At 59.4% G+C, this 17,597-nt stretch carries 14 protein-coding genes and 1 pseudogene; 8 read left to right on the forward strand and 7 right to left on the reverse strand.

Annotated elements, in window-relative coordinates; genetic code table 11:
* Nucleotides 1–154: 154 nt before the first annotated feature.
* The 5 genes from ABQ278_RS10150 to ABQ278_RS10170 all read left to right on the forward strand — a co-directional run bounded on the left by ABQ278_RS10150 (nt 155) and on the right by ABQ278_RS10170 (nt 4,492).
* On the forward strand, nt 155–1,561 hold the full coding sequence (locus ABQ278_RS10150) for a glycosyltransferase family 2 protein (protein WP_349319492.1): 1,407 nt from the start codon (nt 155–157) through the stop codon (nt 1,559–1,561).
* The gene (locus ABQ278_RS10155) at nt 1,506–2,432 is read left to right on the forward strand and encodes a class I SAM-dependent methyltransferase (protein WP_349319493.1); all 927 of its coding nucleotides are present in this window, start codon (nt 1,506–1,508) and stop codon (nt 2,430–2,432) included. The genes ABQ278_RS10150 and ABQ278_RS10155 overlap by 56 nt, the downstream gene beginning before the upstream one ends.
* Nucleotides 2,429–3,232: an RNA methyltransferase gene (locus ABQ278_RS10160; RefSeq protein WP_349319494.1), complete on the forward strand. Its 804-nt coding sequence runs from the start codon at nt 2,429–2,431 to the stop codon at nt 3,230–3,232. Before ABQ278_RS10155 ends, ABQ278_RS10160 begins: the two co-directional genes overlap by 4 nt.
* On the forward strand, nt 3,233–4,225 hold the full coding sequence (locus ABQ278_RS10165) for a bile acid:sodium symporter family protein (RefSeq protein WP_349319495.1): 993 nt from the start codon (nt 3,233–3,235) through the stop codon (nt 4,223–4,225). It begins immediately after the preceding gene.
* A 105-nt stretch (nt 4,226–4,330) separates the two neighbouring features.
* Entirely contained in the window at nt 4,331–4,492 is a 162-nt protein-coding gene (locus ABQ278_RS10170; RefSeq protein ID WP_018080307.1) for a hypothetical protein, read from the forward strand.
* Between the two features lie 324 nt (nt 4,493–4,816).
* Here the strand turns inward: ABQ278_RS10170 and ABQ278_RS10175 are convergent, their stop codons facing one another.
* Complete coding sequence (locus ABQ278_RS10175) at nt 4,817–5,479, reverse strand: glutathione S-transferase (RefSeq protein ID WP_349319496.1); 663 nt, start codon at nt 5,477–5,479, stop codon at nt 4,817–4,819.
* A 63-nt stretch (nt 5,480–5,542) separates the two neighbouring features.
* Nucleotides 5,543–8,008 carry an ATP-dependent helicase HrpB gene (gene hrpB / locus ABQ278_RS10180; protein WP_349319497.1) on the reverse strand — a complete coding sequence of 822 codons (2,466 nt, stop codon included), beginning with the start codon at nt 8,006–8,008 and terminating at the stop codon, nt 5,543–5,545.
* 249 nt (nt 8,009–8,257) lie between these two features.
* On the opposite strand from hrpB, the gene ABQ278_RS10185 reads away from it, so the two are divergent.
* Both ABQ278_RS10185 and ABQ278_RS10190 read left to right on the forward strand, forming a co-directional pair.
* A complete protein-coding gene (locus ABQ278_RS10185) occupies nt 8,258–9,901 on the forward strand; it encodes an amino acid permease (RefSeq protein ID WP_349319498.1) in 1,644 nt (547 codons plus the stop codon).
* A gap of 70 nt (nt 9,902–9,971) precedes the next feature.
* Nucleotides 9,972–10,662: pseudogene (locus ABQ278_RS10190) on the forward strand (MBL fold metallo-hydrolase).
* A 180-nt stretch (nt 10,663–10,842) separates the two neighbouring features.
* Here the strand turns inward: ABQ278_RS10190 and ABQ278_RS10195 are convergent.
* Complete coding sequence (locus ABQ278_RS10195) at nt 10,843–11,100, reverse strand: SCP2 sterol-binding domain-containing protein (RefSeq protein ID WP_349319499.1); 258 nt, start codon at nt 11,098–11,100, stop codon at nt 10,843–10,845.
* A 104-nt stretch (nt 11,101–11,204) separates the two neighbouring features.
* Here ABQ278_RS10195 and ABQ278_RS10200 point away from each other — a divergent pair, with 104 nt between their 5' ends.
* Nucleotides 11,205–12,395: an NAD(P)/FAD-dependent oxidoreductase gene (locus ABQ278_RS10200; RefSeq protein WP_349319500.1), complete on the forward strand. Its 1,191-nt coding sequence runs from the start codon at nt 11,205–11,207 to the stop codon at nt 12,393–12,395.
* On the opposite strand, the gene ABQ278_RS10205 is transcribed toward ABQ278_RS10200, so the two are convergent.
* From ABQ278_RS10205 to rpoC, 4 genes are all read right to left on the reverse strand, one after another.
* Nucleotides 12,392–12,541 carry a hypothetical protein gene (locus ABQ278_RS10205; protein WP_349319501.1) on the reverse strand — a complete coding sequence of 50 codons (150 nt, stop codon included), beginning with the start codon at nt 12,539–12,541 and terminating at the stop codon, nt 12,392–12,394. The genes ABQ278_RS10200 and ABQ278_RS10205 overlap by 4 nt on opposite strands.
* Nucleotides 12,538–12,744 (reverse strand): helix-turn-helix transcriptional regulator, encoded by a 207-nt coding sequence (locus ABQ278_RS10210; RefSeq protein WP_349319502.1) that lies wholly within the window; start codon nt 12,742–12,744, stop codon nt 12,538–12,540. The genes ABQ278_RS10205 and ABQ278_RS10210 overlap by 4 nt, the downstream gene beginning before the upstream one ends.
* A gap of 2 nt (nt 12,745–12,746) precedes the next feature.
* Nucleotides 12,747–13,196, reverse strand: coding sequence for a hypothetical protein (locus tag ABQ278_RS10215; protein WP_349319503.1), 450 nt, complete (start codon nt 13,194–13,196; stop codon nt 12,747–12,749).
* A 120-nt stretch (nt 13,197–13,316) separates the two neighbouring features.
* Entirely contained in the window at nt 13,317–17,501 is a 4,185-nt protein-coding gene (gene rpoC / locus ABQ278_RS10220) for a DNA-directed RNA polymerase subunit beta' (protein WP_349319504.1), read from the reverse strand.
* Between the last annotated feature and the right edge of the window lie 96 nt (nt 17,502–17,597).

The following is a 17,597-nucleotide window of genomic DNA, read 5'->3' on the forward strand; positions in this document are numbered from 1 at the left end:
AGCAGAAGTGGATGTATAAGGATTTGCGTCGGCCGGAACAGCTAAACCGCAGGTTTTTCCTCCGCGCGTCACCAAACCCGTTAAGCCTCAGGCGTCCGCTCTTTCGGCACGCTCCGGGCCCTCCTGGCAACAGATAGGGGCACTGATACTCCTCGTGTCCGGTTTTGCGGCCCTGTGTGTAGGAGCGCCGTCAACCGTGCTCGGCGGCCTGTACTGGCTGAGCTGGGCCTGTTTTATGAGCAATGCCATTCTGCGACTGGCCGCCTGCATTACCAAGCCACCTCAAGCGACTGAACATACCGATCACCTGACCAACGCCTCCAACGAAAACCTGCCCCATTACAGCGTGATCGTCGCCCTCTACAAAGAGGCCGACATCGTGCCGCAACTGCTAAAAGCTATGCTCGATCTCGATTACCCGCGCGACCGGCTGGAAATCCTGTTCGCCCTGGAAGAAGACGACCACGCCACAATTACCGCTTTTCGCGCCCTAAGACTGCCTGACTATGTGAAGATTATCGAAGTGCCCGATGGCTCCCCGCGGACCAAGCCGCGCGCGCTGAACCATGCGCTTGGCCTTGCCACCGGCGATCTGGTTGTCATCTATGACGCCGAGGACCGCCCGCGCGCCGATCAGCTTCGCGAAGCCGCCCGCGCCTTCGCCAGAGGAAGCGCTATGCTGGCCTGCATACAGGCGCCGCTGCGGCCGGTCGATGCCACCAGCTTTATCGGCCGGCATTTCGCCTATGAATATGCCGTGCAGTTCGATGTCCTACTGCCGGCCCTGCACCATCTCAACCTGCCCTTTCCGCTTGGTGGCACGAGCAACCATTTCAAAGCCGCTATTCTCAAGCGGCTGGGCGCCTGGGATGCCTATAATGTCACCGAGGATGCCGATCTGGGCATGAGGCTGGCGCAATACGGTTATCTCTGCGGCATCATCACTTCTCCAACCCTGGAGACCCCACCCTCCAATACCCTTGCCTGGATTCCGCAACGGACACGCTGGATCAAGGGTTACATGCAGACCCTACTGGTACATACCCGTTTCTACACCTCTTTTCGTCCGCGCGCCTGGTTAGGCCTCTTCCTCGGCGTCGGTGTGAGCGTTGGCGCGGCGCTTTTCTATGCGCCTTTCACAGCCCTCGTGATCGCCGCCCTGCTTCTGAGCATCGTGCAATATATCGGCAATCCGGCCGAAGTCCTGACGCCGCTCGGTTCGCGCGACCTGTCTCTCTTCCTCATCGGCGCTATAAGCGGCATGATGGCCCTGGTGCTGGGTGCAAGGCGCGCCGGCCTGAAACCCCTTTGGCGCGATGTCCTTGGCGCACCGTTCTACTGGTGTCTGCAATCGCTGGCGGCCGCCTTCGCGCTCTATCAACTGGCGACCCGTCCTTTCCATTGGGACAAGACCGAACACGCGCCGATCGCCTGCCAAAGCCCGCCATCTACACCTGTTTTTGAAGCGCGCCCTCTTTACGTAGCCGAACGCAGCGCTTATGGCCATGAACATGATCATCAGCGACACCCCCACCACTCTGCGCACCCAGGCCTGGGCTGATTACGCCCTCGTCGATTCCGGTGACGGCAAGAAGCTCGAACGCTACGGCGACTATCTCGTCATCCGCCCGGAACCGCAATGCTGGTGGGCGCCGAAATACCCGCAACTCTGGGATAAGGCCGACGCCATTTTCGATCCCCATGGCGAGGACGACGAAGGCAACTGGCGCTTCACGCGCAAACCGGCGGAGCAATGGGCGCTCGGTTGGGAGAAGGCCAGGTTCTATGGCCGGTTCACTAATTTCCGCCACCTCGCCTTCTTCCCCGAACAGGCCGCCAACTGGGCCTGGCAAAAGGAAGCGATTTCCAAGCGCAACAGCCCGCGTGTGCTCAACCTGTTCGGCTATACCGGCGTCGCCAGTCTGGTGGCGGCCGAAGCCGGCGCCAAGGTCACCCATGTCGACGCCTCGAAAAAGGCTATCGGCTGGGCGCGTGATAACGCCGCCCTGTCCAGCATGAGCGATGCGCCGATCCGCTGGATCTGTGAGGATGCGCGTAAATACGTCCAGCGCGAGGTCAAGCGCGGTTCGAAATATGAAGGTATCATTCTCGACCCGCCGAAATATGGCCGCGGGCCGACCGGCGAGGTGTGGCGTCTGTTTGAAGACCTGCCCGAGATGATCCATCTGTGCGCGCAACTGCTCTCGGACGAGGCGTCTTTCCTGTTGCTCAATGCCTATGCGGCGCGTGTCTCCGGCCCGGCTCTGGCGCATCTGGTCGCCGAAGCCGTCGGTCCCGGCAAAGGCGGCCGCGTCGATTACGGCGAACTGACCCTGATCGAGGATTCGAAGCCACTGAAGGGCGTCAAGCCAGCGGATATTGCCCCGCGCGAGATCGGCCTCAGCTTCTTTGCGCGATGGATGGCGCAATGATCAAGCAGATCACCTCGCTGACCAACCAGACGATCAAGGACATACGCGCCCTGCATATGCGCAAGGAGCGTGAGGCGACCGGCCAGTTCCTGTCTGAAGGGTTGAAGATCATCATCGATGCCCTTGATCTCGGCTTTGCGCCGCAAATTCTCGTCTATGGCCCAAAGAGCGATAATGGCACGGATTACCATCCGTTGCTCAAGCGCGCCATCGACGAGACGATTAAGGCAAAAGGTGAGGTTCTGGAAGTAACCCGCGAAATTCTTGAGAAGATATCGCGCAAAGATAATCCGCAAATGGTCATAGCCGTGTTCGCGCAGGTGAACCGGACGCTTGAGGATATCGATCCGCAAACCAACGATGTCTGGGTGGCGCTTGAACAGGTGCGCGATCCCGGCAATCTCGGTACTATTATCCGCACCGCCGATGCGGCCGGCATAGGCGGGGTCATCCTGATCGGCGATTGCGTCGATCCGTTCTCGGTCGAAACGGTGCGCGCCACTATGGGCTCGGTCTTCGCCCTGCCGATCGTCAGATGCACACGCGAGCAATTTGTGGCTGATCGCAAGCGCTGGACCGGCTCGGTGGTCGGCACGCTTCTGACCGCCACGCATAATCACCGCACCGCCCCTTATGTCCGCCCGACGCTCCTGCTGATGGGTACCGAACAATCCGGCCTGACACCGGAGATCGCTGCGGTCTGCGACACCCACGTCAAGATCCCGATGAAGGGCCGCGCCGACAGCCTCAACCTGTCGGTAGCGACCGGCATCATGATCTATGCGGCAGCAGGGCTCTAGGTGAGGTTTAAATTCGATCCCTTCCTCACCGGCATGGTGGTGGCCATCTTACTGGCGGCGCTGTTCCCAAGTTTCGGCGCGGAAGGCGGTGCGCTTCATCCCGAACTGGTCACCAAGCTTGGCGTGGCGTTGATCTTCTTCCTCAATGGCGCCCTGATGTCGTTCGCCGCGCTCAAGGACGGCGTGATGCGCTGGCGTCTGCACCTGATCATTCAGAGCGCGACATTTCTGCTATTTCCCCTGATCGGGCTGGCCTTCCTAACCCTGACGGGCCCGCTGATCAGCCCGGACCTGCGCCTCGGCTTCTTCTATCTGTGCGCCATCCCGTCGACGGTTTCGTCTTCCGTGGCCATGACCGCCGCGGCGCGCGGCAATGTGCCGGTGGCGGTTTTCAACGCCACGATTTCGAGCCTGATCGGTATCTTCATCACGCCACTATGGATGAGCCTCTTGCTGAAAAGCAGCGGACAACATCTTGATATTATGGCCGTCTTTATCGACCTGATGCTATGGCTGGCCCTGCCTTTGTTCATCGGTCAGGTCATGAGCCCGCTCATAGGCACCTGGCTGGAAAAGCATCGAAAATGGGCGCAGACCGCCGATCGCGGCACCATTCTGCTGTTGGTTTATACCTCGTTCTGCGATTCTTTCGCCCGCCACATCTGGAGCAGCAACAGCCTTTCCACGCTGGCGCTGGTCATGGCCGCCACGCTTGGCTTGTTTTTCCTCGTGCTATTGCTGTTATGGAAAGCCTGCGACACCTTCCATATCGCACCCGCCTTCCGCGCTGCCGTGGTTTTTTGTGGAACCAAGAAAAGCCTGGCCACCGGCGTGCCCATGGCCTCCCTGCTGTTCGCGGGTCATCCGTCAGGGCTGGGACTGATCCTGCTGCCGATCATGCTGTACCATCCGCTCCAGCTTCTGATCTGCACGCCGCTGGCCAATTATTGGGCAAAAGAGACACAGACCAAAGAAAACGAAATAGCCGCCTGATTATTAAAAAGAATTAAGGTGGAAATGGTTCATATACCGTTCATAGAGGCTCGCATAAGTTCATTCCATCAGGGGCGCATCCGGCACCCCTTTGAAAGACCCGCCATGAAAAACCTTCTTATCAAGGTCGCCTGCCTTGCCGCACTTGCCTCAGCCCTCAGCGGTTGTATCATGTACGTGGCGCCCGATCACGACTACGACACGTCACCGCCGGCCAGCGCCGGGGAAAAGCCGGCCGATGTTATGACCAGCTCGAAATCTTTTTAGTCCATTCTATTGTAGGGGAAAATCCATGAAATCTCTCGCCATCAAGCTTCTGTGCGTCGCCGTTCTGGCCACCAGCCTCTCCGGTTGCATCATCATCGATCGCAGCGGCGCGGACCACCTGACCTATACCCGCAACTAAGATCACGGTCAGGAAGTCTCATCCTGATATAAAGGCGCCGATAAAACGGCGCCTTTTCCATTTACATCAGGGCCCTGCCCGCTTAGCCTGCGCTCAGGTCCAAGGAGTAATGTTATGAAGAAGTTGATTCTGAAACTTATCGTTTTGCCGTTCATCGGCGTCGCCTTTGCCGGCTGCATAACCATCTAAGCATAGGCGTAAGGGCCACCGCGCTTGAGCGCCTGCTGATAGGCCGGGCGCGCATGTATGCTTGCCAGCCACGCCTTGATATGCGGCTTTGTGTTCGCACCGGCGCGACTGGCTGCCGCTTCCAGCGGAAAACTCATCATGATATCGGCCGCGCTAAAATCCGCGCCGGCAAACCATGGTGATTGTCTCAGAGTATCTTCCCAGAAATCTATATTGGCTGTCAGATTGGGCGTCACCAGAGTGGCGTCGAGTTTATTGGCGATTCCGGCGGCGATCGGCCGGATGAACAACGGTGCGCGCTCGCGGATATTGTTGGTGATCAGCTTGAGCAAAAGCGGCGTCATCGCCGAGCCTTCGGCATAATACATCCAATAGGTATAGCTGAAACGCTCTTCGCTGCCGGCGGTTGGGATCAGACGGCCGTCGCCGTAGGTCGACACCAGATAGTCCACTATGGCGCCGGTTTCGGCAAGGGTTCGGGCCCCATCGGTAATGACGGGCGATTTACCGAGGGGATGAACCGCCTTCAGTTCTGGCGGCGCCAGCATGGTCTTCTTGTCGCGCTTATAGGCCTTGATCTCGTAGGGCAGGCCCAGTTCTTCCAGCAGCCACAAAATGCGCTGCGAGCGAGAATTGTCGAGGTGGTGTACGGTAATCATGGCGGCTCCGGTTTTACTCTTATACGCTCATGATCCTAATCGGATTTCGTTTACGCGGAGTAATTACGTCCCTCTGGGTTTGGCGCGCGTCGTCGGATCGGCCTCGCGCGGATTTTCCGGCCATACATGACGCGGATAGCGCCCCTTCATATCGCTGCGCACCTCAGACCACGAACCGCTCCAGAACGCCGGCAGATCCCTGGTAATCTGGATCGGACGATGCGCCGGCGAGGTCAGGGCCAGGGTGATCGGCGTGCGATTGGGCCCGATGGCCGGGTGGACGGTGGTGCCGTAAAGTTCCTGCACGCGCACCTCCAATCGCGGCCCACCCTCGGCTTCGTAGTCAATGCGGATGTTGGAGCCGGTCGGCATACGCCAGGTTTCCGGCGCCAGTTTATCGAGCGCGCGCTGCTGGTCATAATCGAGGATATTGCTGAGCGCCTGCAGGATGACATGGCCGCCAAGCGACAACATGGATTTACCGGCGGCGTAGGGCCCAAGCCAGGTTTCCAGAGTGCCGAGCAAAGTCTCATCGCCCATATCCGGCCAGCTATCGTCCTGCGCTTTCAGGAAGGCAACACGAGCGCGCAAGGCCTGCGCGCCCTCCGATAAGTTCAGCGCTTTCAATCCCTTTTGCTGAATTTCTTCAGCCTCGGCATGAAGCAGGAGTTCAGGCGGTATCTTGTCAAGCGGCTTGCTGGACAGGACCACAGCACCGAGCCTGACCTGTTCGAAGGCCCGGAAGCGGCCGTTGTTGCGCTCCAGCACCACGCCCTTGTCGAGGCGGTCGGCGAACAGGCTCAGGATGTCGATATCGCTCAGAGGTGCCGCCAGCAGGATGCGGTCGCGGTTCGAGCCACCGCCGAGATCACCGACCGCCAGATAGGGTTGACTCGCCAAGGAATCATGTTCGTCGACATAGACGCCGCGACCATTGGCCATGACGAATTCGCCGGCCTTGCCCCGCGCCTTGGCAATCCGCTCCGGAAAGCATTCGGCCAAAAGATGATGTGAGAACTTGCCGACAAGCTTTTGTTTTGTTGTCGATTTTATCAGGCCTTGCGCCTGCCTTGCCCAACCTTGCGCCAGAGTGCGCGCCTGCGAAATCTTGGGTGAACGATCGCGCGACAAGGCTTCCAGCCGCGTATCGAGATCGGTCGATTTACCGCCTAGGCCATTTTCCGACAGGAGCACCGCCAGATTGGCGCCCAGTTCCGCCGCACCGTTTTCGGCCGCCCGGATCAGCATGTGCGCCAGGCGCGGCGCCATCGGCAAGTGCGCGATGGCCTTGCCATGCGCCGTCAGATCGCCGGCCGTATCGAGCGCATCCAGCGAACGCAGCAGCTTCATGGCCTCTTCCATGGCAGCCTTTGGCGGATGATCGAGCAGGGCCAGCCCCTCGGTCGACTTCGCGCCCCATAACCGTAAGGAAAGCGCCAGTTGCGACAGATCGGTCTCCAGAATTTCCGGCTTGGCAAAGGGGATCAGCGAGCGGTCCTGCTCGGCGTCCCACAGGCGATAGGCGTCGCCGGCCTGGGTGCGCCCTGCCCGTCCGCGCCTCTGATCAGCCGAAGCCCTGGATACCCGCTCGGTGACCATGCGGATCGTGCCGCGCGCCGCATCGAAACGGCCAAGCCGCGACAGCCCGCAATCGACCACCATGGACACACGATCCAGCGTCAGAGAGGTTTCGGCGATGGCGGTGGCCAGAACGATCTTGGGATGACCAGCTTCATTGCGCGCCAGGGTATGGGCCTGATCCTTGAAATCCATGGCGCCGTAGAGCTTGCAGATATCGATATGAGACGCGACGCCGCGCTCTTCGAGGAAACGCACCACGCGATGTATCTCGCCCTGTCCGGGTAAAAAAACCAGCAGGGTCTCGGCCTTGTCGGCGTTGAGCTTGGTCGACAGGCGCGCCACATGGCGGGCGATATCCTGCTCCATCATCAGGGCCTGATCGCGGCCGAGATAGTGGGTCTCGATCGGGAAGGTGCGCCCTTGCGATTCAAAGCGGCCCGCGCCTTCGAGCAAGCCGAGCACGCGGTCGCCATCGAGTGTGGCCGACATGACCAAAAGGCGCAGATCATCACGCAGCACAGTTTGCGCATCACGCGCAAACGCCAGCCCCAGATCGGCATCGAGGCTGCGCTCGTGAAATTCATCGAAGATAACGGCACCGACGCCTTCAAGCGACGGATCATCGAGAATTTTGCGCGAGAAAATGCCCTCGGTCACCACCTCGATGCGCGTTTTCGCCGACACCTTGCTTTCACCACGTACGCGAAAGCCAACGGTCTGGCCCACCGGCTCGCCCAGGGTTTCGGCCATACGCGCAGCGGCAGCACGAGCGGCCAGACGGCGCGGTTCCAGCAGGATAAGGGTTTGGCCCGCTAGCCAAGGCGCATCGAGCAAAGCCAGAGGAATGCCCGTGGTCTTGCCCGCACCTGGCGGCGCAATGATCAGGGCCGTGGTGTGGTCCACCAGCCAGTCTTTCAGCGGCGCATAGATTTCCGTTACGGGTAACATCGCGCCTTGGTATCAGAAAGCCCCCAGAACTCAAGTTTAACTCGGACGTTCGCCGTGATCGTCGCGCTCCGGCCCGAAATTCGCGAATTGCGCGCATTGACGCTATCCGTCGCAAGCGCTTGCTTAATAAGCCGTTGCCAAAGTGACAATATGACGATAGCGTCACGATCAGGGGCTCGCTCACAGGGCCTGTTTGCGCTTTGTGCATAAGGCTTAAGCGCTATAATTATAAAATTTGCGAGGGGTCATATGGCCAATTTCCTAAGCCAGCTTGTGCTTAAAAAATCAATTCTGAAGATTCAGGCAGAAGCGGCGAAGAGCCCGCTCAAGCGCACGCTTGGGCCTATTAATCTGATAAGTCTTGGGGTCGGCGCTATTATTGGCGCCGGCATTTTTGTTCTGACCGGCCAGGTGGCGTCCGCCAATGCCGGCCCGGCGATCATGCTGTCCTTCATCGTCGCCGGCATCGCCTGTGCGCTGGCCGGACTGTGCTACGCCGAACTGTCCTCCACCATGCCGGTGTCCGGTTCGGCCTATACCTACGCCTATGGCACGCTGGGTGAAAGCGCCGCCTGGGTCATGGGTTGGCTGCTGGTGCTGGAATACGGCATCGCCGCCTCCACCGTGGCGGTCGGCTGGTCCGGCTATGTCGTCAGCCTGCTCGGTGATTTCGGTGTCCACTTCCCCTCCATTATTGGCGGAGATGCGGCCCACCCCGCCGTGCAATGGGCGACACCGCTGGTTCAGGCCGTCACCAATGATGCCGGCCACACCACCATGTCGATGACCGGCACCTTCAATCTGGTCGCCGCCATAGGTATCGCCCTCGTCACCTGTCTGCTGGTGCTGGGCGTCAGTGAATCGGCCAACGTCAACAACGCCATCGTCGTGTTGAAGATCATCGTGCTTTTCACCTTCATCGCCGTCGGCATTGCCTATATCAATCCGGCCAACTGGCACCCGTTTATCCCCAAGGCAACCGGCAATCCCGGTGAATTCGGCGTTGGCGGCATCTTCCGCGGCGCGGCTATCATCTTCTTCGCCTATGTCGGTTTTGAAGCCGTCTCCACCGCCGCCGCCGAAGCCAAGAACCCCAAGCGCGACGTTCCCATCGGTATCCTGGGCGCCCTGATCCTCTGCACCATCATCTATATGGCCGTCGCCGCCGTCATGACCGGCGTGGTGCCTTATCTCGAACTGGCCAGCCCGGCGCCTATCGCCGTCGCCATCGACCGTATGGCGCTGACCTGGGCCAACTTCCCGTGGCCTTACGTGCCGAGCGGCCAGATGAACGCCATCAGCCTGCTGATCAAGGTCGGCGCCGTCGCCGGTCTCAGCTCGGTCATGCTGGTTCTGTGCTTCGGCCAGACGCGCATCTTCTACACTATGGCGCGTGATGGCCTGCTGCCGGCTGTCTTCGCCAAGATTTACCGCAAATTCCGCACGCCCTGGCTTGGCACCATCCTGCTTGGAATTATGATCGCCATAGCGGCCTCCTTCCTGCCGATCTCGCTGCTGGGCGATCTCGTCAGCCTCGGCACCGCCGTAGCCTTCTCGATCGTGTGTCTGTCGGTCATCTATCTGCGCATCAAGCACCCTGAAATGGAACGCCCGTTCAAGGTACCCGGCGGCATCGTGACCGCCGTGCTCGGCATCCTGGCCTGTCTGTTCCTGGCCTGGCAGAACTTCGCGCCGATGATCGATCACTACAATCGCGGCAACACCCTGCCGCTGACCATCCTCGTTTGCTACGCTCTGGTGGGTGTGGTGATCTATTTGGGTTACGGCTTCTGGCACTCGAAGCTCGCCAAGGGCATCGACATCTCGGAAGACGATGAACTTGAAGGCCCTGTCGAGGCTCTCGGTCACGGCGTCGACGATATCAAGAAATAAGCTGGCAACAGCTTGAATGGATAAGGCTCAGATCGTACATCGGTCTGAGCCTTTTCTTTTGTGAGTCACTATGTCCGAAGAACCACCGATCCGCCTGTTCGTAGCGCCCGTCACGCCGCTGCAGCAGAACTGCACCGTGGTCTGGTGCACGAAAACAAACAAGGCCGCGATCATCGATCCGGGCGGCGATCTCGATCCGATCCTTGATGAGATCAAGCGGCGCGGCCTGACGGTCGACAAGATCTGGATCACCCATGGTCATGCCGATCATGCCGGTGGTGCCGCCGAACTGAAGGAGCGCACCGGCGCCCCCATCGAAGGGCCGCACGAAGACGACCAGTTCTGGATCGAACTCCATCCCCAGTATGGGGCAGCGCTATGGCATTGACGACATGCGCAGTTTCACGACCGACCGCTGGCTGCATGACGGCGATACCGTCACGCTCGGTGAAACGACCTGGAATGTGATCCATTGCCCCGGCCACACCCCCGGACATGTTATTTTTCACCACGCGCCCAGCGGCTTTGCGCAGGTTGGCGACGTATTGTTCAAGGGCTCTATCGGCCGCACCGACTTCCCACGCGGCAATCATGCCGATCTGATCCACTCGATCACGCACAAGCTATGGCCGCTCGGTGATGTACAGTTCGTGCCCGGTCACGGCCCGATGTCGAGCTTCAACCTGGAGCGCCAGAACAACCCTTACGTCGCCGATCGCGTCGTCGGTCAGGCCAAGCCCAACACCCAAGGCCCAGGCTAGGCAGGGCCGCGGGCCCTTCACCCATAACGCGGCAGAGCATGTTGAAACGACAATGGGCTTGTCTGCGCCTTGGCAGACAAGCCCATATCTAACACCGTCGCGTAACGGGTGCAGGGTCGTTACGACCCTGCCCTAGCCTTTGAGGAGGGGCAGCAGCTTTTGCGCAATGCCCATGTCGCCCTAAATCTTGATCTTGCCGGTCATGAAGGCCATCATCGGATCGAGAGCACCGGCGGCCATGGCTTTCAGATCGTCGATGGAGATGGCGACCGTGGTATCGGCCGGGCCATCGTCGTTGCTGACCACGTTCGGCACCTGGGCCGCATTGATCAGGATCTTGCCGAGATCGCCGAAATCGATTTTCACGATCTTGCCGAGGCCGGAGTTTTCGCCCACAGCGGCGATGATTTTTTGGGTGATGGTTTCAAGATCGGACATGTTTGCTTCCTGTTTTGTGGTACAGCGTGGGCTGACCTTAAGGTTAAGTTACCATCCCGGCAAGCCAGACCTTGCGTCAAGATCGCAGAATATTCAGGAAAACCATGACCAGCCAGACACACGATGTGGTGATAATAGGCGCCGGCGCCGCAGGGCTGATGTGTGCCATCGAGGCGGCACGGCGCGGCAAGAGCGTCATCCTGCTCGATCACGCCAAAAAGCCGGCCGAAAAGATCCGTATTTCAGGCGGCGGCAAATGCAATTTCACCCATCTGAAAGCCACGCCGAAGAACTTCCTGTCGCACAATGAGCATTTCTGCATTTCGGCGCTCAAACGCTTCACGCCGTGGGATTTCCTTGATCGCGTGGTGGCGCATGGCATCCCCTATTTCGAGAAGACCGAAGGCCAGCTTTTCTGCGAAACCTCGGCGGGCGACATCATCGACATGCTGCTCGATGATCTGGAAGAGTCCGGCGGTGAGCTTTATCTCGGCGTCAGCATCGAAGGCGTGACGAAGACACCTGACGGTTTCGAGATAGACACGTCGAACGGCGTCCTGATGGCGGATAAGCTGGTGGTGGCCACAGGCGGATTGTCTATCCCCAAGATGGGCGCCACAGGTCTGGCCTACGATATTGCCCGCCAGTTCGGCCACAGCATCACCGAGACGCGCGCCGGTCTGGTGCCCTTCACGCTGGGGGGTGACAAACTGGCCGCCATTGAAGGGCTTTCAGGCGTATCGCTCAATGCCCGGGTGACCTGTGGCAAGACCAGTTTTGACGATGGCTTTCTCTTTACCCACCGGGGTCTTTCCGGACCTTCGATCCTGCAAATTTCCAGCTACTGGAAACCCGGTCAGACCGTCGAGATCAATCTGCGTCCGGATATCGATATGCTGGCGCACTTGCAGGCCAAGCGCAAGGATCGCTCGAAGCAGACGATCGGCACGGTGATGGCCGAGGTGCTGCCGCGCCGCCTCTCCGAGCGCCTGCTCGAGTGGCACAAGGTTCAGCCCGAAAACCGGATGGCCGAGCTTTCCAACGCCACCTTGCAAACCCTCGCCGATGCCGTCAATCGCTGGTCGTTTATGCCCGATGGCACCGAAGGCTACCGCACGGCCGAGGTGACGCTGGGCGGTATCGATACCGAAGGCCTGTCATCGCAGACCCTGGAAAGTCTGAAATGTCCGGGGCTTTATTTCATCGGTGAATGTGTCGATGTCACCGGCTGGCTGGGCGGGTATAATTTCCAGTGGGCCTGGTCATCGGGCTGGGCCGCCGGTCAGGCGGTTTAGTGCGAAAGAACCAAGGCTGCCACGGTCATCATAAAGACACCGGCGCTGCCGCCATAGATAGCGGTATAGATCATCCATTGGCGGCGCTTTTGATTGGCCGCCAGTTTGCGGGGATCGGGCTTGCGGCCCCACGTGCGCAGTTTCATGCGTCCTCCAGATAAAACAGGTCCTCGACTTTTGCTTCCAGCACCTGCGCCAGACGCAGGGCCAGAAGCGTGGACGGGACAAAGACTTCATTCTCGATGGTGTTGATCGTCTTGCGCGACACCTGTGCCATGACGGCCAGATCGGCCTGGGTCAGGCTGCGTGCGGCTCGGTAGTCTTTCAGGCGGTTGCCGAGTTTACCCACAGTCAGTTCCGAAATAGCAAGGCATAGGTTACATTGGGGCCGACGACGCCAACCGCCAGCATAATGGGGATGACAAAGCGAATATCCACCGGCATGAAATAGCTGGCAGTATATATACCCGCCAGTGGAAACAGCAGCAGCAGATAGCCAGCGCCAAAGGCCCAGGCCGTAACATGCTTGGTGCGCTCATCATCGACGAGGACGGTGATCTCCCTATGCAGATAGGCATCGAGCATGGTCCAGCCAACGCCGATCAGGCTCAGTACCCAACCAACCATACCCACAGTTTGCAAATATCCCCAAAACGGGACCTCCTGCCCCACCGAGGTCCCGGTATTCACCGCCAGACCGGTCATCCAGGCCGCATAGCTTACCGCGTTCAGCATCAACATAAAACAGCGATTACCGACCATTTTATCGGCCTTGCGAAGCAACACATCGCTCTCAGACATCTTAACCTCCAATATAACCCATAGGTTACACGTAACCTATGGGTTACACTAAGTCAAGGCCATAAAAAAGCCCCAGAACCGTGAGGCTCAGGGGCTTTGATTTTTATCAGGCTACCGATCTTACTCGGAAGCAGCCGGCGCTTCCAGAAGCACTTCGGCGGGCAGAGGCTCCATGGCCTCTTCGCGCTGATGCGACAACTGCTCGTCGCGCTTCATGGCGACGCGCTGGAGCTGACGGAGGTAGGCGCCCGTACCGGCCGGGATCAGGCGACCGACGATGACGTTTTCCTTCAGGCCGTCCAGGGTATCGATCTTGCCCTGCACCGAAGCTTCGGTAAGGACACGCGTGGTTTCCTGGAACGAAGCCGCCGAGATGAACGACTTGGTTTGCAAGCTTGCCTTGGTGATACCAAGCAGGATCGGCTGCGTGAGGGCCGCACGACCGCCGCGCTTTTCAGCCTTGGCGTTCTCGATATCTACTTCCGCCTTGTCGAGATGGTCGCCCTTGATCAGACCGGTATCGCCGGCTTCCAGGATTTCGACCTTTTGCAGCATCTGACGCACGATGACTTCGATGTGCTTGTCGTTGATCGGCACGCCTTGCAGACGATAAACTTCCTGCACTTCGTTGACCAGGTATTCGGCCAGAGCCTCAACGCCCTGAATACGCAGCAGATCGTGCGGATCAGGGTTGCCGTCGATGATGTAGTCACCCTTCTGGATGTAATCACCGTCGTGGACCGAGATGTGCTTGCCCTTCGGGATCAGGAACTCGACCGCTTCGCCTTCACCATCGGGGGTGATCTTGATGCGGCGCTTGTTCTTGTAGTCGCGGCCAAATTCGACGCGGCCATCCATTTCGGCGATGACGGCGCAATCCTTCGGACGACGGGCTTCAAAGAGTTCGGCGACGCGCGGCAGACCACCGGTGATGTCGCGGGTCTTAGCGCCTTCTGTCGGGATACGGGCAACGATATCGCCCGGCTTGACCTCGTCGCCGTTACCGACGGAGAGAATAGCGCCGACCGGAAGCTGGTAGCGGGCATCGCTGCCGCTCGATTGCTTCTTGTAGGCGCCGGCGTCGTCGGTAATACCCATGGCCGGGCGGATTTCGACCTTGCTCGTCGAGCGGAAGTCGATAACCACGCGGTTGGAGATGCCGGTTGCTTCGTCGGTTTCCTCGCGGACGGTCTGGCCGTCGGTCAGATCCTCGAAGCGGACCTTGCCGCCGACTTCGGTGATGATCGGGGTGGTGTACGGATCCCATTCGACCAGGCGTTGGCCCTTCTTCACCGTGGTGCCTTCGACAACGCGCAGACGCGAACCATAAGGAACCTTATAGGTTTCACGATCCTTGCCATCGTGGAAGATGGTGATGATAAGGTTACGCGACATCGAGATCAGGTCGCCGTGCGTGCCCTTAACGGTAGGCGCCGCCGACAGCTTGACCACGCCGTCCGAGGTGGTTTCGTAGAACGACGCTTCCGCCACCTGAGCCGTACCACCGATGTGGAAGGTACGCATGGTGAGCTGGGTGCCGGGTTCACCGATCGACTGGGCAGCGATAACGCCGACCGCTTCACCCATGTTCACCTTGGTGCCACGGGCCAGATCGCGGCCGTAACAGGCGGCACAGGTGCCTTGTTCGGCTTCACAGGTCAGGACCGAGCGGACCTTGACCGACTGGACGCCAGAGTTATCGATCAGATCGACGACGTTTTCATCGATATAGGTATCGGCTTCAACGACGACCTCCTTGGTCGCCACGTCGCGGATGTCTTCCGCCGTGGTACGGCCGAGGACACGCTGGCCGAGGCTGACCAGCACGTCACCGCCTTCGACGACCGCACGCAGCGTGATGCCACGGGTAGTGCCGCAATCGGTTTCCATGATGATACAGTCTTGTGCCACGTCGACGAGACGGCGGGTCAGGTAACCGGAGTTAGCGGTCTTCAGCGCGGTATCCGCGAGGCCCTTACGGGCGCCGTGGGTCGAGTTGAAGTATTCCAGAACCGACAGGCCCTCTTTGAAGTTCGAAATAATCGGCGTTTCGATGATTTCGCCGGACGGCTTGGCCATCAGGCCGCGCATACCACCGAGTTGCTTCATCTGGGCCTGCGAACCACGGGCGCCGGAGTTGGCCATCATGTAGATCGAGTTGATTTCAGCTTCACGGCCGTCAGCGGTCATGTGCTTGCGGCTGATTTCCTTCATCATCTCGTCCGACACGCGGTCGGTAGCCTTCGACCAGGCGTCGATGACCTTGTTGTACTTCTCACCCTTGGTGATCAGACCGTCGGCATATTGCTGCTCGTATTCTTCAACCAGGGTGCGGGTTTCGGTGATGATACCGACCTTGGTTTCCGGAATAACGATATCGTCCTTACCGAACGAGATACCGGCGCGGGCAGCTTCCTTGAAGCCCAGAGCCATCATCTGGTCGGCGAAGATCACCGTCGCCTTCTGGCCGCAGTGGCGGTAAACCACGTCGATCAGATTGCCGATTTCCTTCTTGGTCAGGGTCTTTTCCAGGACCTTGAGGCCGATGTTTTCGTTACGCGGCAGAAGCGCGGCGATCTTCATGCGGCCGGCGGTGGTATCGACCACCTTGGTGCGCACGACGCCGTCAGCGTCCATCTGGGTGAAGCGGCACTTGATCTTGGCGTGCATCGACACCGAGCCGTTATCCAGCGCCTGCTGGATTTCGTTCAGGTCCACAAACACCATGCCTTCGCCCTGTTCACCGTCCTTCACGAGGGACAGGTAATAGAGACCGAGCACGATATCCTGCGACGGCACGATGATCGGGCGACCGTTGGCGGGCGACAGGATGTTGTTGGTCGACATCATCAGCACGCGGGCTTCAAGCTGGGCTTCCAGCGAGAGCGGGACGTGGACAGCCATCTGGTCGCCGTCGAAGTCGGCGTTGAAGGCCGAACAGACGAGCGGGTGAAGCTGGATGGCCTTACCTTCGATCAGCTTGGGCTCGAAGGCCTGGATGCCGAGACGGTGGAGCGTAGGCGCGCGGTTGAGCATGACCGGGTGTTCGCGGATGACCTCTTCGAGGATATCCCACACTTGCGGCTGCTCGCGCTCGACCATGCGCTTCGATTGTTTGACGGTGCCGGAGAGGCCCTTGGCGTCGAGGCGGGCGTAGATGAAGGGCTTGAAGAGTTCGAGCGCCATCTTCTTCGGGATACCGCACTCGTGCAGCTTCAGTTCCGGACCGACGGTGATAACCGAACGACCCGAATAATCCACGCGCTTGCCGAGCAGGTTCTGACGGAAGCGGCCTTGCTTACCCTTCAGCATGTCGGCGAGCGACTTCAGCGGGCGCTTGTTGGCGCCGGTGATGACGCGGCCACGACGGCCGTTGTCGAACAGGGCGTCGACCGATTCCTGCAACATGCGCTTTTCGTTGCGGATGATGATGTCTGGCGCGCGCAGTTCCATCAGGCGCTTCAAACGGTTGTTCCGGTTGATGACGCGGCGATAGAGGTCGTTGAGGTCGGACGTGGCGAAACGGCCACCATCGAGCGGCACCAGCGGGCGCAGTTCGGGCGGGATGACCGGGACGACCGTCAGGATCATCCACTCGGGGCGGTTGCCCGATTCCATGAAGGATTCGATGAGCTTGAGGCGCTTCGTATACTTCTTGGCCTTCATTTCCGAGGTGTTATCGATCAGATCGGCGCGAAGCTTGTCGGCGATCGCGGCGAGATCCATGGCCATGAGCATGTTGCGCACGGCTTCGGCGCCGATTTCAGCGGTGAAGCTGTCATCGCCGAATTCTTCCTGGCAACGGTAATACTCGTCTTCGTTCAGAAGCTGGTGCAGCTTGAGCGATGTCAGGCCGGGCTCGGTGACGATGTAGTTTTCAAAGTACAGAACGCGTTCCACGTCCTTCAGCGCCATGTCGAGGATCATCGAGATACGCGACGGCAACGACTTCAGGAACCAGATGTGGGCGACCGGAGACGCGAGTTCGATGTGCCCCATACGCTCGCGGCGAACGCGGCTCAGGGTGACTTCGACGCCGCACTTTTCGCAGATAATGCCCTTGTACTTCATACGCTTGTACTTGCCGCACAGGCATTCGTAATCCTTGGTCGGGCCAAAGATACGGGCGCAGAACAGGCCGTCGCGCTCAGGCTTGAACGTACGATAGTTGATGGTTTCCGGCTTCTTGATCTCGCCGAAGGACCACGACAGGATCTTTTCCGGCGAGGCCAGGGTGATGCGGATCTGGTCGAAGGTCGGGGCGACCTGGACCGGATTAAAGATATTCAGGACTTCCTGGTTCATGATTTCCAGTGACTCCAAAGTGGGCGCTTGGCCCGAAAAAATTCAAAAGACGCGAAGGGAACGCCCCCCGGTTATAGGCCGGGAGCGCGAGGGGGC

This window comes from Asticcacaulis sp. MM231, assembly GCF_964186625.1.
Lineage (GTDB): Bacteria > Pseudomonadota > Alphaproteobacteria > Caulobacterales > Caulobacteraceae > Asticcacaulis.